The organism is Paraburkholderia sp. IMGN_8 (genome assembly GCF_038050405.1).
Taxonomy (GTDB): domain Bacteria; phylum Pseudomonadota; class Gammaproteobacteria; order Burkholderiales; family Burkholderiaceae; genus Paraburkholderia.
The window spans coordinates 2,894,584-2,910,701 of the sequence record NZ_CP150900.1 but is presented as its reverse complement, the minus strand read 5'-3'; the positions used below and the strand labels follow the sequence as shown (position 1 = coordinate 2,910,701).

At 63.0% G+C, this 16,118-nt stretch carries 14 protein-coding genes and 1 pseudogene; 9 read left to right on the top strand and 6 right to left on the bottom strand.

Annotation, left to right across the window (positions count from 1 at the left end; all coding sequences use genetic code 11):
- Nucleotides 1-478: 478 nt before the first annotated feature.
- Nucleotides 479-769 carry a putative quinol monooxygenase gene (locus WN982_RS13445; protein WP_341312477.1) on the top strand — a complete coding sequence of 97 codons (291 nt, stop codon included), beginning with the start codon at nucleotides 479-481 and terminating at the stop codon, nucleotides 767-769.
- 130 nt (nucleotides 770-899) lie between these two features.
- Here the strand turns inward: WN982_RS13445 and WN982_RS13440 are convergent, their stop codons facing one another.
- The 3 genes from WN982_RS13440 to WN982_RS13430 all read right to left on the bottom strand — a co-directional run bounded on the left by WN982_RS13440 (nucleotide 900) and on the right by WN982_RS13430 (nucleotide 2,594).
- Nucleotides 900-1,157, bottom strand: coding sequence for a hypothetical protein (locus tag WN982_RS13440; protein WP_007182306.1), 258 nt, complete (start codon nucleotides 1,155-1,157; stop codon nucleotides 900-902).
- A 268-nt stretch (nucleotides 1,158-1,425) separates the two neighbouring features.
- Entirely contained in the window at nucleotides 1,426-1,671 is a 246-nt protein-coding gene (locus WN982_RS13435; RefSeq protein WP_341312476.1) for a hypothetical protein, read from the bottom strand.
- Nucleotides 1,672-1,916: 245 nt separating this feature from the next.
- Complete coding sequence (locus WN982_RS13430; protein WP_341312475.1) at nucleotides 1,917-2,594, bottom strand: YdcF family protein; 678 nt, start codon at nucleotides 2,592-2,594, stop codon at nucleotides 1,917-1,919.
- Between the two features lie 308 nt (nucleotides 2,595-2,902).
- Here WN982_RS13430 and WN982_RS13425 point away from each other — a divergent pair, with 308 nt between their 5' ends.
- Nucleotides 2,903-3,226 carry a hypothetical protein gene (locus WN982_RS13425; RefSeq protein WP_341312474.1) on the top strand — a complete coding sequence of 108 codons (324 nt, stop codon included), beginning with the start codon at nucleotides 2,903-2,905 and terminating at the stop codon, nucleotides 3,224-3,226.
- Nucleotides 3,227-3,507: 281 nt separating this feature from the next.
- Here the strand turns inward: WN982_RS13425 and WN982_RS13420 are convergent, their stop codons facing one another.
- Nucleotides 3,508-3,762, bottom strand: coding sequence for a hypothetical protein (locus WN982_RS13420; RefSeq protein ID WP_341312473.1), 255 nt, complete (start codon nucleotides 3,760-3,762; stop codon nucleotides 3,508-3,510).
- Nucleotides 3,763-4,065: 303 nt separating this feature from the next.
- Nucleotides 4,066-4,452, bottom strand: a pseudogene (locus WN982_RS13415) (transposase); the annotation flags it as partial.
- Nucleotides 4,453-4,860: 408 nt separating this feature from the next.
- Between WN982_RS13415 and WN982_RS13410 the strand changes: the two are divergent.
- From WN982_RS13410 to rluB, 4 genes are all read left to right on the top strand, one after another.
- Complete coding sequence (locus tag WN982_RS13410; RefSeq protein ID WP_341312472.1) at nucleotides 4,861-5,763, top strand: LysR substrate-binding domain-containing protein; 903 nt, start codon at nucleotides 4,861-4,863, stop codon at nucleotides 5,761-5,763.
- Between the two features lie 153 nt (nucleotides 5,764-5,916).
- Entirely contained in the window at nucleotides 5,917-7,143 is a 1,227-nt protein-coding gene (locus WN982_RS13405) for a pyridoxal phosphate-dependent aminotransferase (RefSeq protein WP_341312471.1), read from the top strand.
- 337 nt (nucleotides 7,144-7,480) lie between these two features.
- Nucleotides 7,481-8,632 carry an SMC-Scp complex subunit ScpB gene (scpB, locus tag WN982_RS13400; RefSeq protein ID WP_341312470.1) on the top strand — a complete coding sequence of 384 codons (1,152 nt, stop codon included), beginning with the start codon at nucleotides 7,481-7,483 and terminating at the stop codon, nucleotides 8,630-8,632.
- Nucleotides 8,633-8,695: 63 nt separating this feature from the next.
- The gene (gene rluB, locus WN982_RS13395) at nucleotides 8,696-10,546 is read left to right on the top strand and encodes a 23S rRNA pseudouridine(2605) synthase RluB (protein ID WP_341312469.1); all 1,851 of its coding nucleotides are present in this window, start codon (nucleotides 8,696-8,698) and stop codon (nucleotides 10,544-10,546) included.
- Between the two features lie 44 nt (nucleotides 10,547-10,590).
- On the opposite strand, the gene WN982_RS13390 is transcribed toward rluB, so the two are convergent.
- Nucleotides 10,591-10,893 (bottom strand): hypothetical protein, encoded by a 303-nt coding sequence (locus tag WN982_RS13390; protein ID WP_341312468.1) that lies wholly within the window; start codon nucleotides 10,891-10,893, stop codon nucleotides 10,591-10,593.
- A 184-nt stretch (nucleotides 10,894-11,077) separates the two neighbouring features.
- Here WN982_RS13390 and rimP point away from each other — a divergent pair, with 184 nt between their 5' ends.
- The 3 genes from rimP (at nucleotide 11,078) to infB (ending at nucleotide 16,051) form a co-directional block, all read left to right on the top strand.
- Nucleotides 11,078-11,536, top strand: a complete 459-nt coding sequence (gene rimP, locus WN982_RS13385; protein WP_007182297.1) for a ribosome maturation factor RimP — start codon at nucleotides 11,078-11,080, stop codon at nucleotides 11,534-11,536.
- Nucleotides 11,533-13,008, top strand: a complete 1,476-nt coding sequence (gene nusA / locus WN982_RS13380; protein ID WP_341312467.1) for a transcription termination factor NusA — start codon at nucleotides 11,533-11,535, stop codon at nucleotides 13,006-13,008. The genes rimP and nusA overlap by 4 nt, the downstream gene beginning before the upstream one ends.
- 94 nt (nucleotides 13,009-13,102) lie before the next feature.
- Nucleotides 13,103-16,051, top strand: a complete 2,949-nt coding sequence (gene infB, locus WN982_RS13375) for a translation initiation factor IF-2 (protein ID WP_341312466.1) — start codon at nucleotides 13,103-13,105, stop codon at nucleotides 16,049-16,051.
- Nucleotides 16,052-16,118: the final 67 nt, after the last annotated feature.

The following is a 16,118-nucleotide window of genomic DNA, read 5'->3' as shown; positions in this document are numbered from 1 at the left end:
GCATAAGGACATCACAGCAAGCGGGTGATGGGGCGCACAAGCAGATTTTGCGCGCAACGGATGCACAGGCCAAGCGTTGGCAGGGTGATGCGGGCAAGGCCCGGGAACGCGGAGAGCGATGCCAGCCATGCTGGACTCCGGCGGATTAGTCAAACCAGTCTAACAGTTCGTACTTCGCATGAATGTGCGCGTTATCACAGACGCGGGCAATGGCTGATTCGCGGTAAACCGGCCACCGGCGCGTGGGTTGGGCACGGCTGCGAGCGCTTCGCAGACGTTTGCCGGGCGCATCTGAGCCCATGAATCAAGCGTATGAGTCAAGCGTATGAGGCCCAGCGTAACAGGGCGGCAAGCGGATGCCCGCCAAACTCCAGGTGAGGACGGTGCTCAGACGTTTAGCGGGCGGCAGGTCTTTGGCCGCCTGCACGTTTGCCGGGCGGCGGGTATGCTGCTGATTTTCGTGAAACGGAGATCAAGCATGGCGGAAATCGCGGTGGTCGCAATCTCGGTGGCAAAGCCGGGCTATGAAGAGCAATTGCGTGAGGCGCTCGAGGGCATCGTCGGGCCGACGCGCAAAGAGCAGGGCGCGCTTCAATACGACCTGCATCGCGACGTGCAGGAGCCGCGCCGGTTCGTGTTTGTCGAGCGTTGGGAAAGCCAGGACGCGCTGGCCGCGCATGCCAGATCCGCGCACATCGCGGCTTACAGGAAAACAGTTGCGGATTGGGTCGAACACGCGGAAATTCGCGTCGTGTCGAAGATTGCGTAGAGAGCGTAAAGCGGAGTGTAAAGCAGGGTACAAAGCGGCTGAAAGGCGGTTCAGCAGGATGTGAACCGCCCGGTAACGGCGAGCGGGCTGCCTGGCCAGATCTGGCCTGTGCGTCGCTCGCCGTTTGCTTTTAGTGAGTTGCTTGCGGGACGTCGAGAATCAGGATGATGGTCCAGTCGGCGTCGCCATCGTGATGATATTGGCGCTCGGCGACGATGAACGGTTGCTGCTTGCCGTCCGGGCCGAGAAACAGCACGTCACCTTCCATCGGCAGGCACTCGACGGGCGGCAGCGCGAGGAACGCTTCCTGACCGCCACGCGGCATCAGTTTTTCGATTTTGCGGGATGCTGCTTCAGTCCATTCGATATCTAGCTGGATGTTGCTCATGCTGTCCTCCGCACCAAGGTGCGCACGGGTTGTGGGGGGATTCCGGTTGGGCTTCCGGTCGGTGCGCGACTTTAGCATACCGTCCGCCGCGCGCAGGGGCGTGTGACACGCCGGCAGCGCTTCTTCAACGAGGCCCCGGCCGGCGCGCCGGCACGCCACGCATCGAACACGCTCAAGTCCATTAGACAACAAAAAAGCCGAAACCGGCGGTGCCGGCTTCGGCTTTTCACCTTCGCGGCGAGGCCGCAGGTGACGCGGTCAACTACGCTTATGAACTCGCGGCGTCGGCCTTGGCGGCCTTCTTATGATGATGCGGGGCCATCTTATGTTGTTTGGCCGGCATGGCCGGTGCGCTTTCCATTGTCTGCTGCCGGTTTTGCAAATCTTGCGCGCGCTGTTCGACGTCGGCGGCCTTGGCCGGATCGGTGCTCATCGTGACACCCTTGTCCTGCGCATAAGCCGCGCCCGTTACGGCGCTGAGGGAAACCAGGATCGCCAGGGACACTTTCTTCATGTTACCTCCGTAGAGTGGTTGTGGACCCGAGTAGTTGCCTGTCCAATCGGAAAGACAATGCATTCTAGCGAGCAATATCCGCTCCAGCGGACATTTTGTAACGGCGATGACAATTCGTTACACCTTGTTACTTTCGGCCCGCAGCCAATACCGGTCACGAGATTCCATACAACTCGGTCGTGTATTGCCGACGCTGAAAAATATTCGCATTTCTAAATAAATAACGTCCCCGTTGCAGCGGTCATTCAGAACCAGCCGATTGCACGATAGACATGAAATTGTGCAATTCCAATGAGTTCGTGCAGCGCGATCTCAGCATTCACAAGATTGTCATAGCGCGGCAGTAGACCGAGACGTGCGTGCCGCGCACTTGAGATCAGCGGTTGCGGCGCGAGCCCGAAGCGCTGGAAGTCGAGCAACGCGCGAGGCATCTGATACGCGGAGGTGACGAGTATCAACGAATCGTAGCGTGCGCGTTCGACGATAGCCGATACGTTGCGCGCGTTTTCGTAAGTCGTGCGGCTGCGGTTTTCCAGCACGATATCCGCGCGCGGCACCTGTTTGCGCAGCAGGTAGGGCAGGTAAGTATCGGCTTCGGTCGCTCGATGCCGCTGCGGATTGCCACCGCTCACGATCACCTCGCACGTCGTTGCCGTGCGTTTGCATGCGGCGTAGTTGTCAGCGCTTACGGCGATGCGCGCAAGCACGTCGCGCGGCGGAACCAGCACGTCTTCGTCGTCGTATTCGGTGCCGCCGCCCAGCATGATGATCGCCGTGCGCGGCGCGAACCTCGCGGGCGCGTTTGTCTGCCGATGCGGCTGTGCCAGTTCGAGCAACGGAGCAGTCAGCCAGCCGGCGGCGAGCAGCCAGAACAGGGCGATCGTGCAAACTGCAAGGTGCCGGCGGGCGCGTTTCCATAGCACGATTGCTGCAAAAAAAAGCGCTAATAAAGTGAATAGAATCAATTTAAATGGGGTAACGTATGACTTTCGGGACAATCCACTGGCTTGCTATCGCGCCGCAGCGGTTGCATCGTCGGCTTGTGGACAGAACGCTATCATGCGTTGAGACGGGGATCCCGAAAAACAAGACCAAGCAGCATTTGGCGGGAGCTAGCATGCATCGCATGCAGCCGGTTTTCAGCCATAAGCGGATGCTATGCGCATCACTGGTGGCGCGGTGACGTGTTGGGCAAAGATGTGTCATAGCTGCACTTTAAGAAAGAAGTGAGATGACCACGTATTCCAACGAAGCGGTACTTGAAGCGCTGCGGCGGGCGCAATATCGCCAGGTGCCATGGGCCAGACGGCCGGGCGTCTTCCAACATCTTCGGGCGCTGGGTTTGATGGACACGGTCCGGCAGCGCACGGTCGCGCCTGCTCCGGGTTTTCATGCCCCTGTCGATATTGCCGTGCTGACCGAGCGGGGCAGAGCCGAGTTTGCGCGACTCGAGCACGCCGAACGCATGCTGACCTGGGCTGCGCAGCGGATGAACGACTACGTCGTCGCTACAACCGACACGCGCGCAACAGCTACTCTCGAAGTCAGGCCTTAGGGTCACTGAGCGGGCTAGCACTGTTTCCCCGGCCGCACGACGCGGCCGGCGGCAGTTTTATTCTCTGCTGATTCGCGGGCACTGCGCGTGCCGTCACCACTGCACTGTTCAGGCAAAAAAAAGCCCGTATCGCAAGGATACGGGCGTACCGGAATTACTACTGCCACGCTGTGCTTATGGCATTGAATGAGACTGGTGAAGCGCCGGGTGGTTCCCCCGATCCCTTAATTCGTACTACAGCGCACTATCATCACGACATCTGACGCATGAAATGCCCGCGTCTAGCGGCGTCGCGTCGGATCTTCGCGTGGCGGCTCTGGTCGTGTGCGGACATTGCTTGCGATATCGCCGCGCAAATCGCCTCGCGGCGCCGGCGGCGTGAAGCCGCGGTTGCGTGTTTCGCTTTGTTGCGAGGCGTCGACGGAAGCCGTGTGATCCGGCCGCCAGTTCCACCCTTGTGGGCGCTGCTGTGCGAGCGCCGGCGCGGCCATTGATGAAACGACAATGCCGCACAGAAGCAGTGACATTGGTTTCATGCTGAGCTCCCATCAAGCCGATCGACTCAAGGCCTGTTTGCATATCCATACGGTATGCCGAGTAGCGAAAGCACGCTGTAAGCAATAGTAAATGGATGTTTCACCCGCAACATTCATGCGGTTTCAGGTATCCGAAGCCGCACGACGGCAAACGCGGGGAAGCTGAAGCGGACGACTACGATGGGCGCGCCGTGGAGCGGTGCCCATGACAGGCCGGACGAGCGCGTGAACGCGTCGCGGCCCAGATACACGCCGGGCGCCCGCAGGCGCCCGGAGGCAAAACAATTCGCGTCAGGCCATCTTGACCGGCGCGCGCCACGATTCCGGATTGGTCCAGAATGCGCCGCGCAGACGGTCGCGGCTCGGCGGTGCCGGCGGTTTCGCAGCGGTCGCGCCAATGCGTCCGCGCAGCGAAATTTCGCGGCCGCTCGTGCCGAGTCGCTTAACTATTTCGGCGAGCGTACCATCGGCTTGCCACTCGTCGAAGCGGCGGCGGCAAGTCGGCGGCGACGGATACCGGCCGGGCAGCTTGGACCAGCCTTCGCCCGTCGACAGCACCCAAAGCACGGCGTTGACAACCGCGCGCGCTTCCACACGTGGTCGACCGCGTCGTTCACTCCGTGCTGGCTCCGCACAGAACAACGCCTCGACCAGTGCCCACTCGTTGTCTCTCAAATCGTCGAACAGCATCATGTTTCACCTCAGCGAAGCTAACTCCGGTGCGCTGCCCCGCGCCGCGCACTCTCCATGCACTCGATAGGCGAGTGCCAAGGGGGTCGGGCTTGCCACGGTCTGCTATGCAGTCAGATGTCATGGCGCCGACCCTGTGTGCATGTAAATGCAGGAAGTGTGCCAAGTTAAGTCCAACTGCCTGAAAGCCCCGTAACAGCGGGCCAGCGCGGGCGCTAGCTAGGGGCGTATAAGAATCCAAAAAACCCATCTCGCAAATCGGGACAATCACCAATCTTGTGCAATCAAGCCCGGCCAGCGTGCGTTTGCGCCTTATTGCTGCAATGCGGCGAGATAATCCAGTGCGGCTCCTGTGCGACATTTCGCCATACAATGCGCATTAAACGATGCTATTAATGAGGTTGGTAAATGAATGTGACGCTGCGCCAGCTAAGGGTTTTCATCGAGGTCGCGCGTTTGCAGAGCTTCAGTCGTGCTGGCGATGAGATCGGGCTGACGCAATCGGCGGTCAGCCGCTGTGTGCGCGAACTGGAGGGCGAAATCGGCCTCAAGCTGATTGACCGCACCACGCGTGAGGTGCAGCTCACCGACGTCGGCGGCAACCTGGTGTCGAGCGTGTCGCGGCTGCTGACCGATCTGGATGACGCGCTGCGCGAGATTCGCGAAATTGGCGAGCAGCGGCGCGGACGCGTGGTGGTCGCGGCCAGCCCGACGGTGGCCTGCCGGCTGATGCCGGGCGTGGTGGCGTCGTGTGGCCGGCAATTCCCGTTCATCGCGTTGGGTTTGCGCGACGACGCGCAAAGTGACGTGGTGCGCAAGGTCAAGTCGGGCGAAGTCGATTTCGGCGTCGTCATCGGCCCGTTTTCCGCCGACGACCTCATCAGCGAATCGTTGATGACGGATTCGTTCTGCGTCGTGTCGCGCGATGATCACCCACTGGCGGCCGAAGAGCAGGTGGCGTGGACGGACCTCGATGGTCAGCAACTCGTCATGCTCGATTACGCGTCGGGCAGCCGCCCGATCATAGACGCAGTGATGCAGGAGTACGGCGTGAGTGCCACGGTGGTGCAGGAGCTGGGGCATTCCGCGACCGTTTTTGGGCTGGTCGAAGCGGGCGTGGGCGTTAGCGTGCTGCCGTGGCTGGCGTTGCCTTTGCCGGCGGGGGCCTCGCTGGTCGCGCGGCCACTGGTGCCACGCGCCGAGCGCACGGTCGAATTGGTGCGGCGGCGCGACCGGTCGCTGTCGCCGGCGGCGGAGGCGGTGTGGGGCTTGATCCGGCAATTGCCGGCGCGGGCAGAGGATCTGGACTGACGTACGGATCAGCGCGGGCGCGCGGTTGCTGTAGCCAAGGACTCCGCTGCGCCTGCTGGCTTGACGACTTCGCCGTCCCCTAAACAGGCGCCGCGCTAAACTGTCGCCTTTCCTGAACCTCAGCCTTTACCCGTCACCCGTGTGGAAGTCTCGATGAGCGAATTGGATCTGCCTGTGCCATCCGTCCCGAACGCGCGCTATGCCGTGCGCGCACTGCGTCCTTCGCAGATCCGTGAAGTCGCCAACGCCGGTTTCGGCGTGGCAGACGTGCTGCCGTTCTGGTTCGGCGAGTCCGACCGGGTGACGCCGGCCTTCATCCGCGACGCCGCCGGTGCCGCGTTGGCCGCCGGTGCAACCTTCTATACGCATAACCTGGGCATCGCGCCGTTGCGTGCCGCGCTCGCCGACTACGTCAGCGAACGGCACGGGCAGACTTCTCCCGATAACGTCGCGGTGACAAGCGCGGGCGTCAACGCGCTGATGCTGGCCGCGCAACTGGTGGTGGGCGCGGGCGACCGCGTTGTCGCGGTGACGCCGTTGTGGCCCAACCTGGTCGAGATCCCGAAGATTCTCGGTGCGCATGTCGAAACGGTCGCGCTCGGTTATGGCGAGCACGGCTGGCAACTCGACCTCGAGCAATTGCTGGCAGCCCTTACGCCGGACACGAAGATGTTGCTCGTCAACTCGCCGAACAACCCGACCGGCTGGGTGATGGGCCGCGACGAGCAGCGCGCCGTGCTGGCGCATTGCCGGCGCCACGGCATCTGGATCGTCGCCGACGAAGTCTACGAACGCCTTTATTATGGGGACACCGGCATTGCCGCCAGCGGCGCCCTTTCACGTATGGCGCCGTCGTTTCTCGATCTGGCCGCGCGCGACGAGCGCGTGATCTGCGTGAACTCGTTCTCGAAAGCATGGCTGATGACCGGTTGGCGGCTTGGCTGGATTGTCGCGCCGGCCGCGCTGATGGACGATCTGGCCAAGCTGGTCGAATACAATACCTCGTGCGCACCCGCTTTCGTCCAGCAGGCGGGCATCGCGGCCGTCCAGCAGGGCGAGCGCTTCACGCAGGAACTGGTGCGCGACCTGAAGGCGTCGCGCGACCATCTGGTGCAGGCGCTGTCCGCCGTGTCGGGCGTCGACGTGAAGGCGCCGCCGGGTGCGATGTATCTGTTTTTCTCCATGCCGGGGGCCTCGCGCAGTCTCGAGTTGTGCAAGGCGCTGGTGCGGGAAGTGGGTCTTGGCGTGGCGCCTGGCAGCGCGTTCGGTCCCCAGGGCGAGGGTTTCGTGCGCTGGTGCTATGCCTGCGACACAGCGCGGCTGGACGCGGGCGTCGAGCGTCTGAAGCGTTTCCTGGCACAGCACGGCGCGCCGCATTGAGCGTTGGCGGTGAAGCGGAGAGCGGGGCGGGTTGCCTGCCCACTTCCGCCCGCTTCGGCAATAAAGCAGGCGCACCGAGGCATACGCGGAAAATGCGCCGGGGATTTCGTCTTTACGCACCGATTGTTTTTGCGTAATATGGCGCTCAGTCACGCGATTCCTTTCAGGAATTTCGCTGCTCCGTCCGGCTGGGTTTGGCTCGATTGCCTGTTTCGCCTCCCCCCGGTGCGTGCTCCCATCAATATGACCGATCAGAATCGGGCGAGCGCGTCTTCAGTTCCACATCGTCTGTTTGATCCGGTTCTTTGACCCTAACTCATAAGGTCGACCTGGCTGCATGAATACCCAAGAGGCGAAGATCGTCCTCGAGACTGCTTTGATCTGCGCGCAGGAGCCGTTAAAGCTCGGCGAACTGCGCAAGCTCTTTGCCGACGGCGTGTCGGCAGACACCGTTCGGACTTTGCTCGAAGACCTCAGGCAGGATTGGTCTGGGCGCGGTGTGGAGCTGGTCGGGCTGGCCTCGGGCTGGCGGTTTCAAAGCAAGCCCGCGATGCGTTCGTACCTGGATCGTTTGCATCCCGAGAAACCGCCGAAATATTCGCGCGCGGTGCTCGAGACGCTCGCGATCATTGCGTACCGGCAACCGGTGACACGCGGCGATATCGAAGAGATTCGCGGCGTCACGGTGAACACGCAGGTCGTCAAGCAGCTCGAGGATCGAGGCTGGATCGAAGTGATCGGCCATCGTGATGTGCCGGGCCGTCCGGCGCTGTACGCGACCACGCGGCAGTTTCTCGACGACCTTGGTTTGAAGGCGCTCGACGAATTGCCGCCGCTTGCCGATCCGTCGGCGCAGCTGAATGCGGATCTGCTCGGGCAACACGCGATCGAGTTCGCCGACGCTGAAGCCGCGCAGGTGCAGGTCTCGGGCGAAGAGGGTGCTGTACCCGAAACGGATGCGGAATCTGCCGCAGTCGAAGCCGATCCGGTTGCGACCGAATCCTTTGGCGCGGCTGTGAATGGCGCGGAACAGGACGCCTCGCAATCAGCAGGCGAGACGCTGCAGACTGAATCCGTGAACTCGGCGAGTCACGCCGATGGCGGCCATGTCGAAGCAGATGCGGCAGCAGGAAAGGAAATCACTGAGGAGCGGCAAGCGCCGCTCCATCAGCCGCAGCATGCCGAGCCGGCAAAATCAGCCGACAGCGCTGCGGACGCCGCAGTCACACCGGCGGCGCACGAACATGTTGTAGAAGCGGCACACGTTGAATCGCAAGCCGGCGGCGCCGAGCCTGCACTGAATCACGATCCGGTCTCCCAGGCCGATCCGGCAATACCCGCGCACGACTCGGGCGTACTCCGCGATACGGAGCACGCCGCCGAGCCGAACCCGACCATGGCGGCGCACGGCGATCCTGAGGGTCGCCGCGATGCCGCACAGGACGCAGGCGTTCTGACCGACGACGAACCCGAGTCGCGCAGCGCCTGACGTAACCGAACTTTTTTGCCGCGCCCGCAACGGGCGCGCGCGACCTGACATTTTGAGGTTGTTTTGACACATACCCACGACACCGATTCGTCCGAATCCGAGCGCGCCGTGCCGTCGGCTCGCGCTGACGAAGCGCGCACCACGCAAGCGTCGGCAGGCGAGGGCGAGCGCCCGGCGCAGACCACGGAAGCAGACGGTGAAGACCGCCCGCGCCGTGGCCTGCGTCGCGGGCCGCGCAGCCTGATCGCGCGGCGCCGCGCCGGCGCGAAGACGAAGGGCGCCGAAGGCGCGCCGGTCGTCACCGAAGCGCCGCCGGACGGCGAGGTGGTCGCGCAAGTGCGCATGCCGCACAAAGATACGGGCGCCAAGGGCCAAGGGCCGCGCCGCAACGCGGGCGGCGCCAAGCGCGAGGGCGCGTCTCGTGAAGGTCAACGCGAAGGCGGACCTCGCGAGCGTCAAGCGCGCGAAGGCGGTCAGCGTCAGAACCGCCGCGGCGGCGAAGCGCCGGCAGCGGCTGCGGCACCTGAAGCGGGTCAGGACGATCTGTTTTCGTACGTCACATCGCCCGCCTTCGATGCGGACAACAGCACCACCGGCGGCGTGCGCGCCCCGATGCTGCGCCGTGGCAAGCCGGCCGCGCCCAAGCGCGTGCTGGCAGCGGACGACGACGCGCCGAAGCTGCACAAGGTGCTGGCCGAAGCCGGCATGGGCTCGCGCCGCGATATGGAAGAGCTGATCGTGGCCGGGCGGGTGTCGGTGAACGGCGAGCCGGCCCACATCGGCCAGCGCATCATGCCGACCGACCAGGTCCGCATCAACGGCAAGCCGGTCAAGCGCAAGCTGGCCAACAAGCCGCCGCGCGTGCTGCTGTACCACAAACCGACGGGCGAAATCGTCAGCCATGCCGATCCGGAAGGCCGTCCGTCCGTGTTCGACAAGCTGCCGCCCATGAAGACCGCCAAGTGGCTCGCGGTCGGCCGCCTCGACTTCAATACGGAAGGTCTGCTGATGCTGACCACGTCGGGCGATCTGGCGAACCGTTTCATGCATCCGCGTTATAGCGTCGAGCGTGAATATGCGGTGCGCGTGGTCGGCGAGCTGGCTGAAGGGATGCGTCAGAAGCTGTTGCATGGCGTCGAGCTGGAGGACGGTCCGGCGAATTTTCTGCGCATTCGCGATGGCGGCGGCGAGGGCACCAATCATTGGTATCACGTCGCGCTCGCCGAAGGGCGTAACCGCGAAGTGCGTCGCATGTTCGAAGCGGCCGGCCTGATGGTCAGCCGGCTGATCCGCACGCGTCACGGCCCGATTTCGTTGCCGAAGGGCTTGAAGCGCGGCCGCTGGGAAGAACTCGAAGACAACCAGGTGCGCGCGCTGATGGCGTCGGTCGGCCTGAAGGCGTCGGCGGAAGAGCGTGGTAGCCGCAGCTCGGCTCCGGAGCGCAAGCAGCCGGATCCGATGCAAACGTCAATGGGCTTCATCAGCCGCGAGCCGGTGCTGATGTCGCATGGCCGTTTCGACCAGCAGCAGCCGCGCGGCCAAGGCCGGCGCGGTGCGGCGGGCGGCGGCTTCGGTGGCGGCGCGGGCTCAGGTTTCGGCGGCGGCTACGGCAATCGCGGTGCTGGCCGCGGCGCCGGCGGTGGTTTCGCCGGGCCGATGGGTGGCGGCGCGGGCGGTCCGCGTGGCGGCCGTGACGTCGACGGCAATCGCGCGCCGTCGGGCAATGGCAATCGCGCCGCGAGCGGCGGTAAGCGCGCCGGTGGCAGTGGCGCCAATCCGGGCAGCGGCGGCGGCAATCGCGGACCGGGCGGTAATCGCGGCGGCAACGCCAACCGTGCAGGTGGCGGCAACGCCAATGCGGGCGGCGCCAATCGTGGTGGTGGCGCGCCGCGCGGCCGCTCGCGTGGCCGTTAAGTCAAAGTCGTAGCAAGCAAGGTAGCCGGCGCGGTCGTTCGTCTTTAGCGATCACGCCAGGCCGCCGTGAGAATCGATCGACGAGCGCCGCAGGTTTCATCTAACGCTTGAACACCGCAGCCTGTGCATAAATAGGGGCAGATTTTCTTGCAAGATTCATCGGCCGCGGCTGACGAGCGGTGCGAGCCACCTTGCAAAAAGGGTAGGGCTGCCGCCATATCGTTGGCATAGCGTCGAAAGATTGCCATGAAATCAAGCGGAAATGCGCTTCGCACGGCGTTCTGCGGTTTGCGTTTGTCCCGAAAAATGGCTACAATCGCAGAGTCGCTGGGCGTGCGGCTTTTCATGTGCGGCTCAGGTGCGACCACCGGCAATAAGATGATGGGCGTTTAGCCCATTTTTTTTTGCCGCTCAGTTCATCGTGGTTCGGCATCTCGGGTAGCACGAACGTGCGCCGGCTTGGCGCGCGGCCCGCATTGGTTGTTTGCAAACAAGCGGCAGGCTCGCCGCGCGAACATCTTAGAGGGCACTGTGCAACTGACGGAACTGATTGAAACCACGGTCGTGGGACTCGGCTACGAGCTCGTCGATCTCGAGCGCACCGGGCGCGGCATGTTGTGTATTTATATCGACCAACCGGCCGGCATCGCGATCGAAGACTGCGAGAAAGTCACGCGTCAGCTCCAGCACGTTCTGACGGTCGAAAATATCGATTACGAGCGGCTTGAAGTGTCGTCGCCCGGTCTCGACCGACCGCTGAAGAAACTGGCGGATTTCGAACGCTTCGCAGGCAGCGAAGTGGTAATCACATTGAAAAAGCCATTGGACGGACGGAAATCGTACCGGGGCATTCTGCATGCTCCGCAAGGCGAGACGATCGGTCTGGAATTTGAAGGGAAGGAAGGCGCCGCGATGCTTGATTTCACGCTCGCGGACATGGATAAAGCACGCCTCGTTCCGAAAGTTGACTTTAGGAGCCGCAAACAATGAGTCGCGAAGTGTTGATGCTGGTGGATGCGCTGGCACGCGAGAAGAACGTCGATAAAGACGTGGTATTTGCCGCGCTCGAGGCGGCTCTCGCTTCGGCCTCCAAGAAACTCTTCGAAGAAGACGCGGACATTCGCGTCCAGATCGACCGTGAAAGCGGCGAGCACGAAACGTTTCGCCGCTGGCGCGTGGTGCCGGACGAAGCCGGTTTGCAGGAGCCGGATCAGGAAATCCTGCTGTTCGAAGCACGTGAACAGAAGCCGGAAATTCAGCTCGACGAATACATCGAAGAACCGGTGCCGTCGATCGAATTCGGCCGTATCGGCGCGCAGGCCGCCAAGCAGGTGATCCTGCAGAAGGTGCGCGACGCCGAACGCGAACAGATCCTGAACGACTTCCTCGAGCGCGGCGAGCACATCATGACCGGCTCGGTGAAGCGTCTGGACAAGGGTAACTTCATCGTCGAAACCGGCCGTGTCGAAGCGCTGCTGCGTCGCGACCAGCTGATTCCGAAGGAAAACCTGCGCGTGGGTGACCGTGTGCGCGCCTATATCGCGAAGGTCGATCGCACCGCGCGCGGTCCGCAGATCGAGCTGTCGCGTACGGCGCCCGAATTCCTGATGAAGCTGTTCGAAATGGAAGTGCCGGAAATCGAACAGGGCCTGCTGGAAATCAAGGCGGCGGCGCGCGATCCGGGTGTACGCGCCAAGATCGGCGTGGTCGCTTACGACAAGCGCATCGATCCGATCGGCACCTGCGTCGGCATTCGCGGTTCGCGCGTGCAGGCCGTGCGTAACGAGCTCGGTGGCGAAAACGTCGACATCGTGCTATGGTCGGAAGATCCCGCCCAGTTTGTGATCGGCGCGCTCGCGCCGGCAGCCGTCCAGTCGATCGTCGTCGATGAAGAAAAGCATTCGATGGACGTCGTCGTAGACGAAAACGAACTGGCGGTCGCGATCGGCCGCAGCGGCCAGAACGTGCGTCTTGCCAGCGAACTCACCGGCTGGCAGATCAACATCATGACGCCGGACGAATCTGCGCAAAAGCAGAATCAGGAGCGCGGTGTACTGCGTGACCTGTTCATGGCGCGTCTCGATGTCGACGAAGAAGTTGCCGACATCCTGATCGACGAAGGCTTCACGAGCCTCGAAGAGATCGCTTATGTGCCGCTCAACGAGATGCTCGAAATCGAGGCATTCGACGAAGACACCGTTCACGAACTGCGTAATCGCTCGCGCGATGCGTTGCTGACGTTGGCGATCGCGAATGAAGAAAAGGTCGAGAATGTTGCCCTCGACCTGAAGAGCCTGGAAGGCATGGACGCCGACCTGCTCGCCAAGCTTGCCGAACATCAGATCCAGACGCGCGACGAACTCGCCGAGCTGGCTGTGGATGAACTGGTCGAGATGACCGGAATGGAAGAGGATGCCGCTAAGGCGTTGATCATGAAAGCACGTGAACACTGGTTCCAGTGAGAAATGACCATGGCGCACTAAATTGAACGCGGCCGTCAGGCCGCATGACCCGATGCTAACCGCAAGGAATCGGTCCTTGCATTAAGAGGAATGAATGGCGAGTAACAACGTAGCCCAATTTGCCGCGGAACTGAAAATGCCTGCAGGCGTGCTGCTCGAGCAGCTGCAGGCGGCGGGCGTCACAAAGGCGAGCGAAGACGACAGCTTGTCCGAAACGGACAAGGCGCGTCTGCTCGATCACTTGCGCAAGTCTCACGGCTCGACTGATGCGGACAAGCGCAAGATCACGCTGACGAAACGGCATACGTCGGAGATCAAGCAATCCGACGCGACGGGCAAAGCTCGCACCATTCAGGTCGAGGTGCGTAAGAAGCGCACTTTCGTCCGCCGCGACGAATCCGCCGCTGAAGGCGCGGAAGCATCGAATCATGTGGCCGAGGCCGACGTAGACGACCTCGAACTCCAGCGTCGTGAAGAGGAAGCCCGTCACGAAGCCGAGCTGCTCGAAAAGCAGGCTCAGGAGCTGAAGGCGCGTCAGGAACAACTCGAACGCGAAGAAGCCGAACGTCAGGCGCGCGAGCAGGCTGCCGAAGCCGAGCGTCGCCGTGCGGAAGAAGAAGCGGCGAAGAAGCGCGCTGCGGCTGCGGCCGAAGCAGCTGCTCGCGAGAAGGTTCAAGCGGCGCAAGCTACTGCACAGCCGGCCGCCGCGAAGGCTGAACCGGTCGCTGCCAGGGCCGCGGAGCCGGTTGCGGAGCAGGACGACGAGCGCGCTGCGGCAGAACGCGCCGCTCAACGCGAAGCGGCGAAGAAAGCGGAAGACGCAGCGCGTCAGGCCGCCGAAAAGACGCGCGCCGAGCAGGAAGAAATCAGCAAGCGCCGTGCGGCGGCAGAAGCCGAAGCGCGTGCGATTCGCGAAATGATGAGCACGCCGCGCAAGGCGCAGGTCAAGGCGCCGGAACCGGCACCGAAGCCCGCTGAGCCGGCCAAGGCCGTGGAAGCCAAGGGCACGCTGCACAAGCCGGCGCGTCCGGCGGGCGAAGCACCGGCGCGTCCGGCAGCCAGGAAGCCGGCTGCTGCGGCTCCGGCTGCTGCGACCACACCGCCGGCTGGCGACAAGAAGAAGCCGGGCGCCGGCAAGGGCGGCTGGCAGGACGACGCAGCGAAGCGCCGCGGCATCAAGACGCGCGGCGATACGAGCGGCGGTGTCGATCGTGGCTGGCGCGGTGGCCCGAAGGGTCGCGGCAAGCATCAGGATCAGAGCACCACGTTCCAGGCGCCGACCGAACCGATCGTGCGCGAAGTGCACGTGCCGGAAACCATCACGGTCGCCGATCTGGCGCACAAGATGGCGGTGAAGGCCTCGGAAGTCATCAAGTCGATGATGAAGCTCGGCCAGATGGTCACGATCAACCAGATGCTGGACCAGGAAACGGCGATGATCATCGTCGAGGAACTGGGCCACCACGCGGTTGCGGCCAAGCTGGACGATCCGGAAGCGATGCTGGTCGAAGGCGAAATCTCCGACGCAGAAGCACTGCCGCGTCCGCCGGTCGTCACGGTCATGGGTCACGTCGACCACGGCAAGACCTCATTGCTCGACTACATTCGCCGCGCCAAGGTCGCAGCGGGTGAAGCGGGCGGGATTACGCAGCACATCGGCGCGTATCACGTCGAAACGCCGCGCGGTGTCATCACGTTCCTCGATACGCCGGGCCACGAAGCGTTCACGGCCATGCGTGCTCGCGGTGCGAAAGCAACCGACATCGTGATTCTGGTGGTCGCGGCCGACGACGGCGTGATGCCGCAAACGAAGGAAGCGATTGCCCACGCGAAGGCAGGCGGCGTGCCGCTCGTCGTCGCGATCAACAAGATCGACAAGCCGGACGCGAATCCGGAGCGCGTGAAGCAGGAACTGGTCGCGGAAGGCGTCGTGCCGGAAGAGTACGGTGGCGATTCGCCGTTCGTGTCGGTGTCGGCTAAGACCGGTGCGGGCATCGACGATCTGCTCGAAAACGTGCTGCTGCAAGCCGAAGTGCTGGAACTGAAGGCACCGGTCGAAGCGCCGGCCAAGGGCCTCGTTATTGAAGCGAAGCTCGACAAGGGTAAGGGTCCGGTTGCAACGATCCTGGTCCAGTCGGGTACGCTCAACCGTGGTGACGTGGTGCTGGCAGGTAGCGCTTACGGCCGCGTGCGAGCCATGCTCGACGAAACCGGCAAGCCGACCAAGTCGGCGGGCCCGTCGATCCCGGTCGAAATCCAGGGTCTGTCGGAAGTGCCGCAGGCAGGCGAAGAAATGATCGTCATGCCGGACGACCGCAAGGCGCGTGAAGTCGCGCTGTTCCGTCAAGGCAAGTTCCGCGACGTCAAGCTGGCCAAGCAACAGGCCGCGAAGCTCGAGAACATGCTGGAACAGATGGGCGAAGGCGAAGTGCAGTACATGCCGCTCATCGTCAAGGCCGACGTGCAGGGTTCGCAGGAAGCTTTGGTGCAGTCGCTGCTCAAGTTGTCGACCGACGAAGTGCGCGTGCAGATCGTGCACGGTGCCGTGGGTGGCATCAGCGAGTCCGACGTCAACCTGGCTACGGCTTCGAAGGCGGTCATCATCGGCTTCAACACCCGTGCGGACGCACAGGCTCGCAAGCTGGCGGAATCCAACGGCGTCGATATTCGCTACTACAACATCATCTATGACGCAGTAGATGACGTGAAGGCGGCAATGTCGGGCATGCTGGCACCGGAGAAGCGCGAGATCGTGACGGGTACGGTCGAAGTGCGTCAGGTCTTCAAGGTACCGAAGATCGGCGCGGTGGCCGGCTGTATGGTCACGGACGGTTTCGTCAAGCGTTCGTCGTCGGTACGCGTGCTGCGCAACAACGTCGTCATCTTCACGGGCGAGCTCGATTCGCTCAAACGCTTCAAGGACGACGTGAAGGAAGTCCGTCAGGGCTTCGAGTGCGGTATGTCGATCAAGAACTTCAACGATATCGTCGAAGGCGATCAGTTCGAAGTCTTCGAGGTCACCGAAGTCGCGCGTACGCTGTAACTCACGCGGCACGGCTCAAGGGGCGGAGCGGGCTTTAACGCCCGCTCCGCCCGTTGTTTTTGGGCCT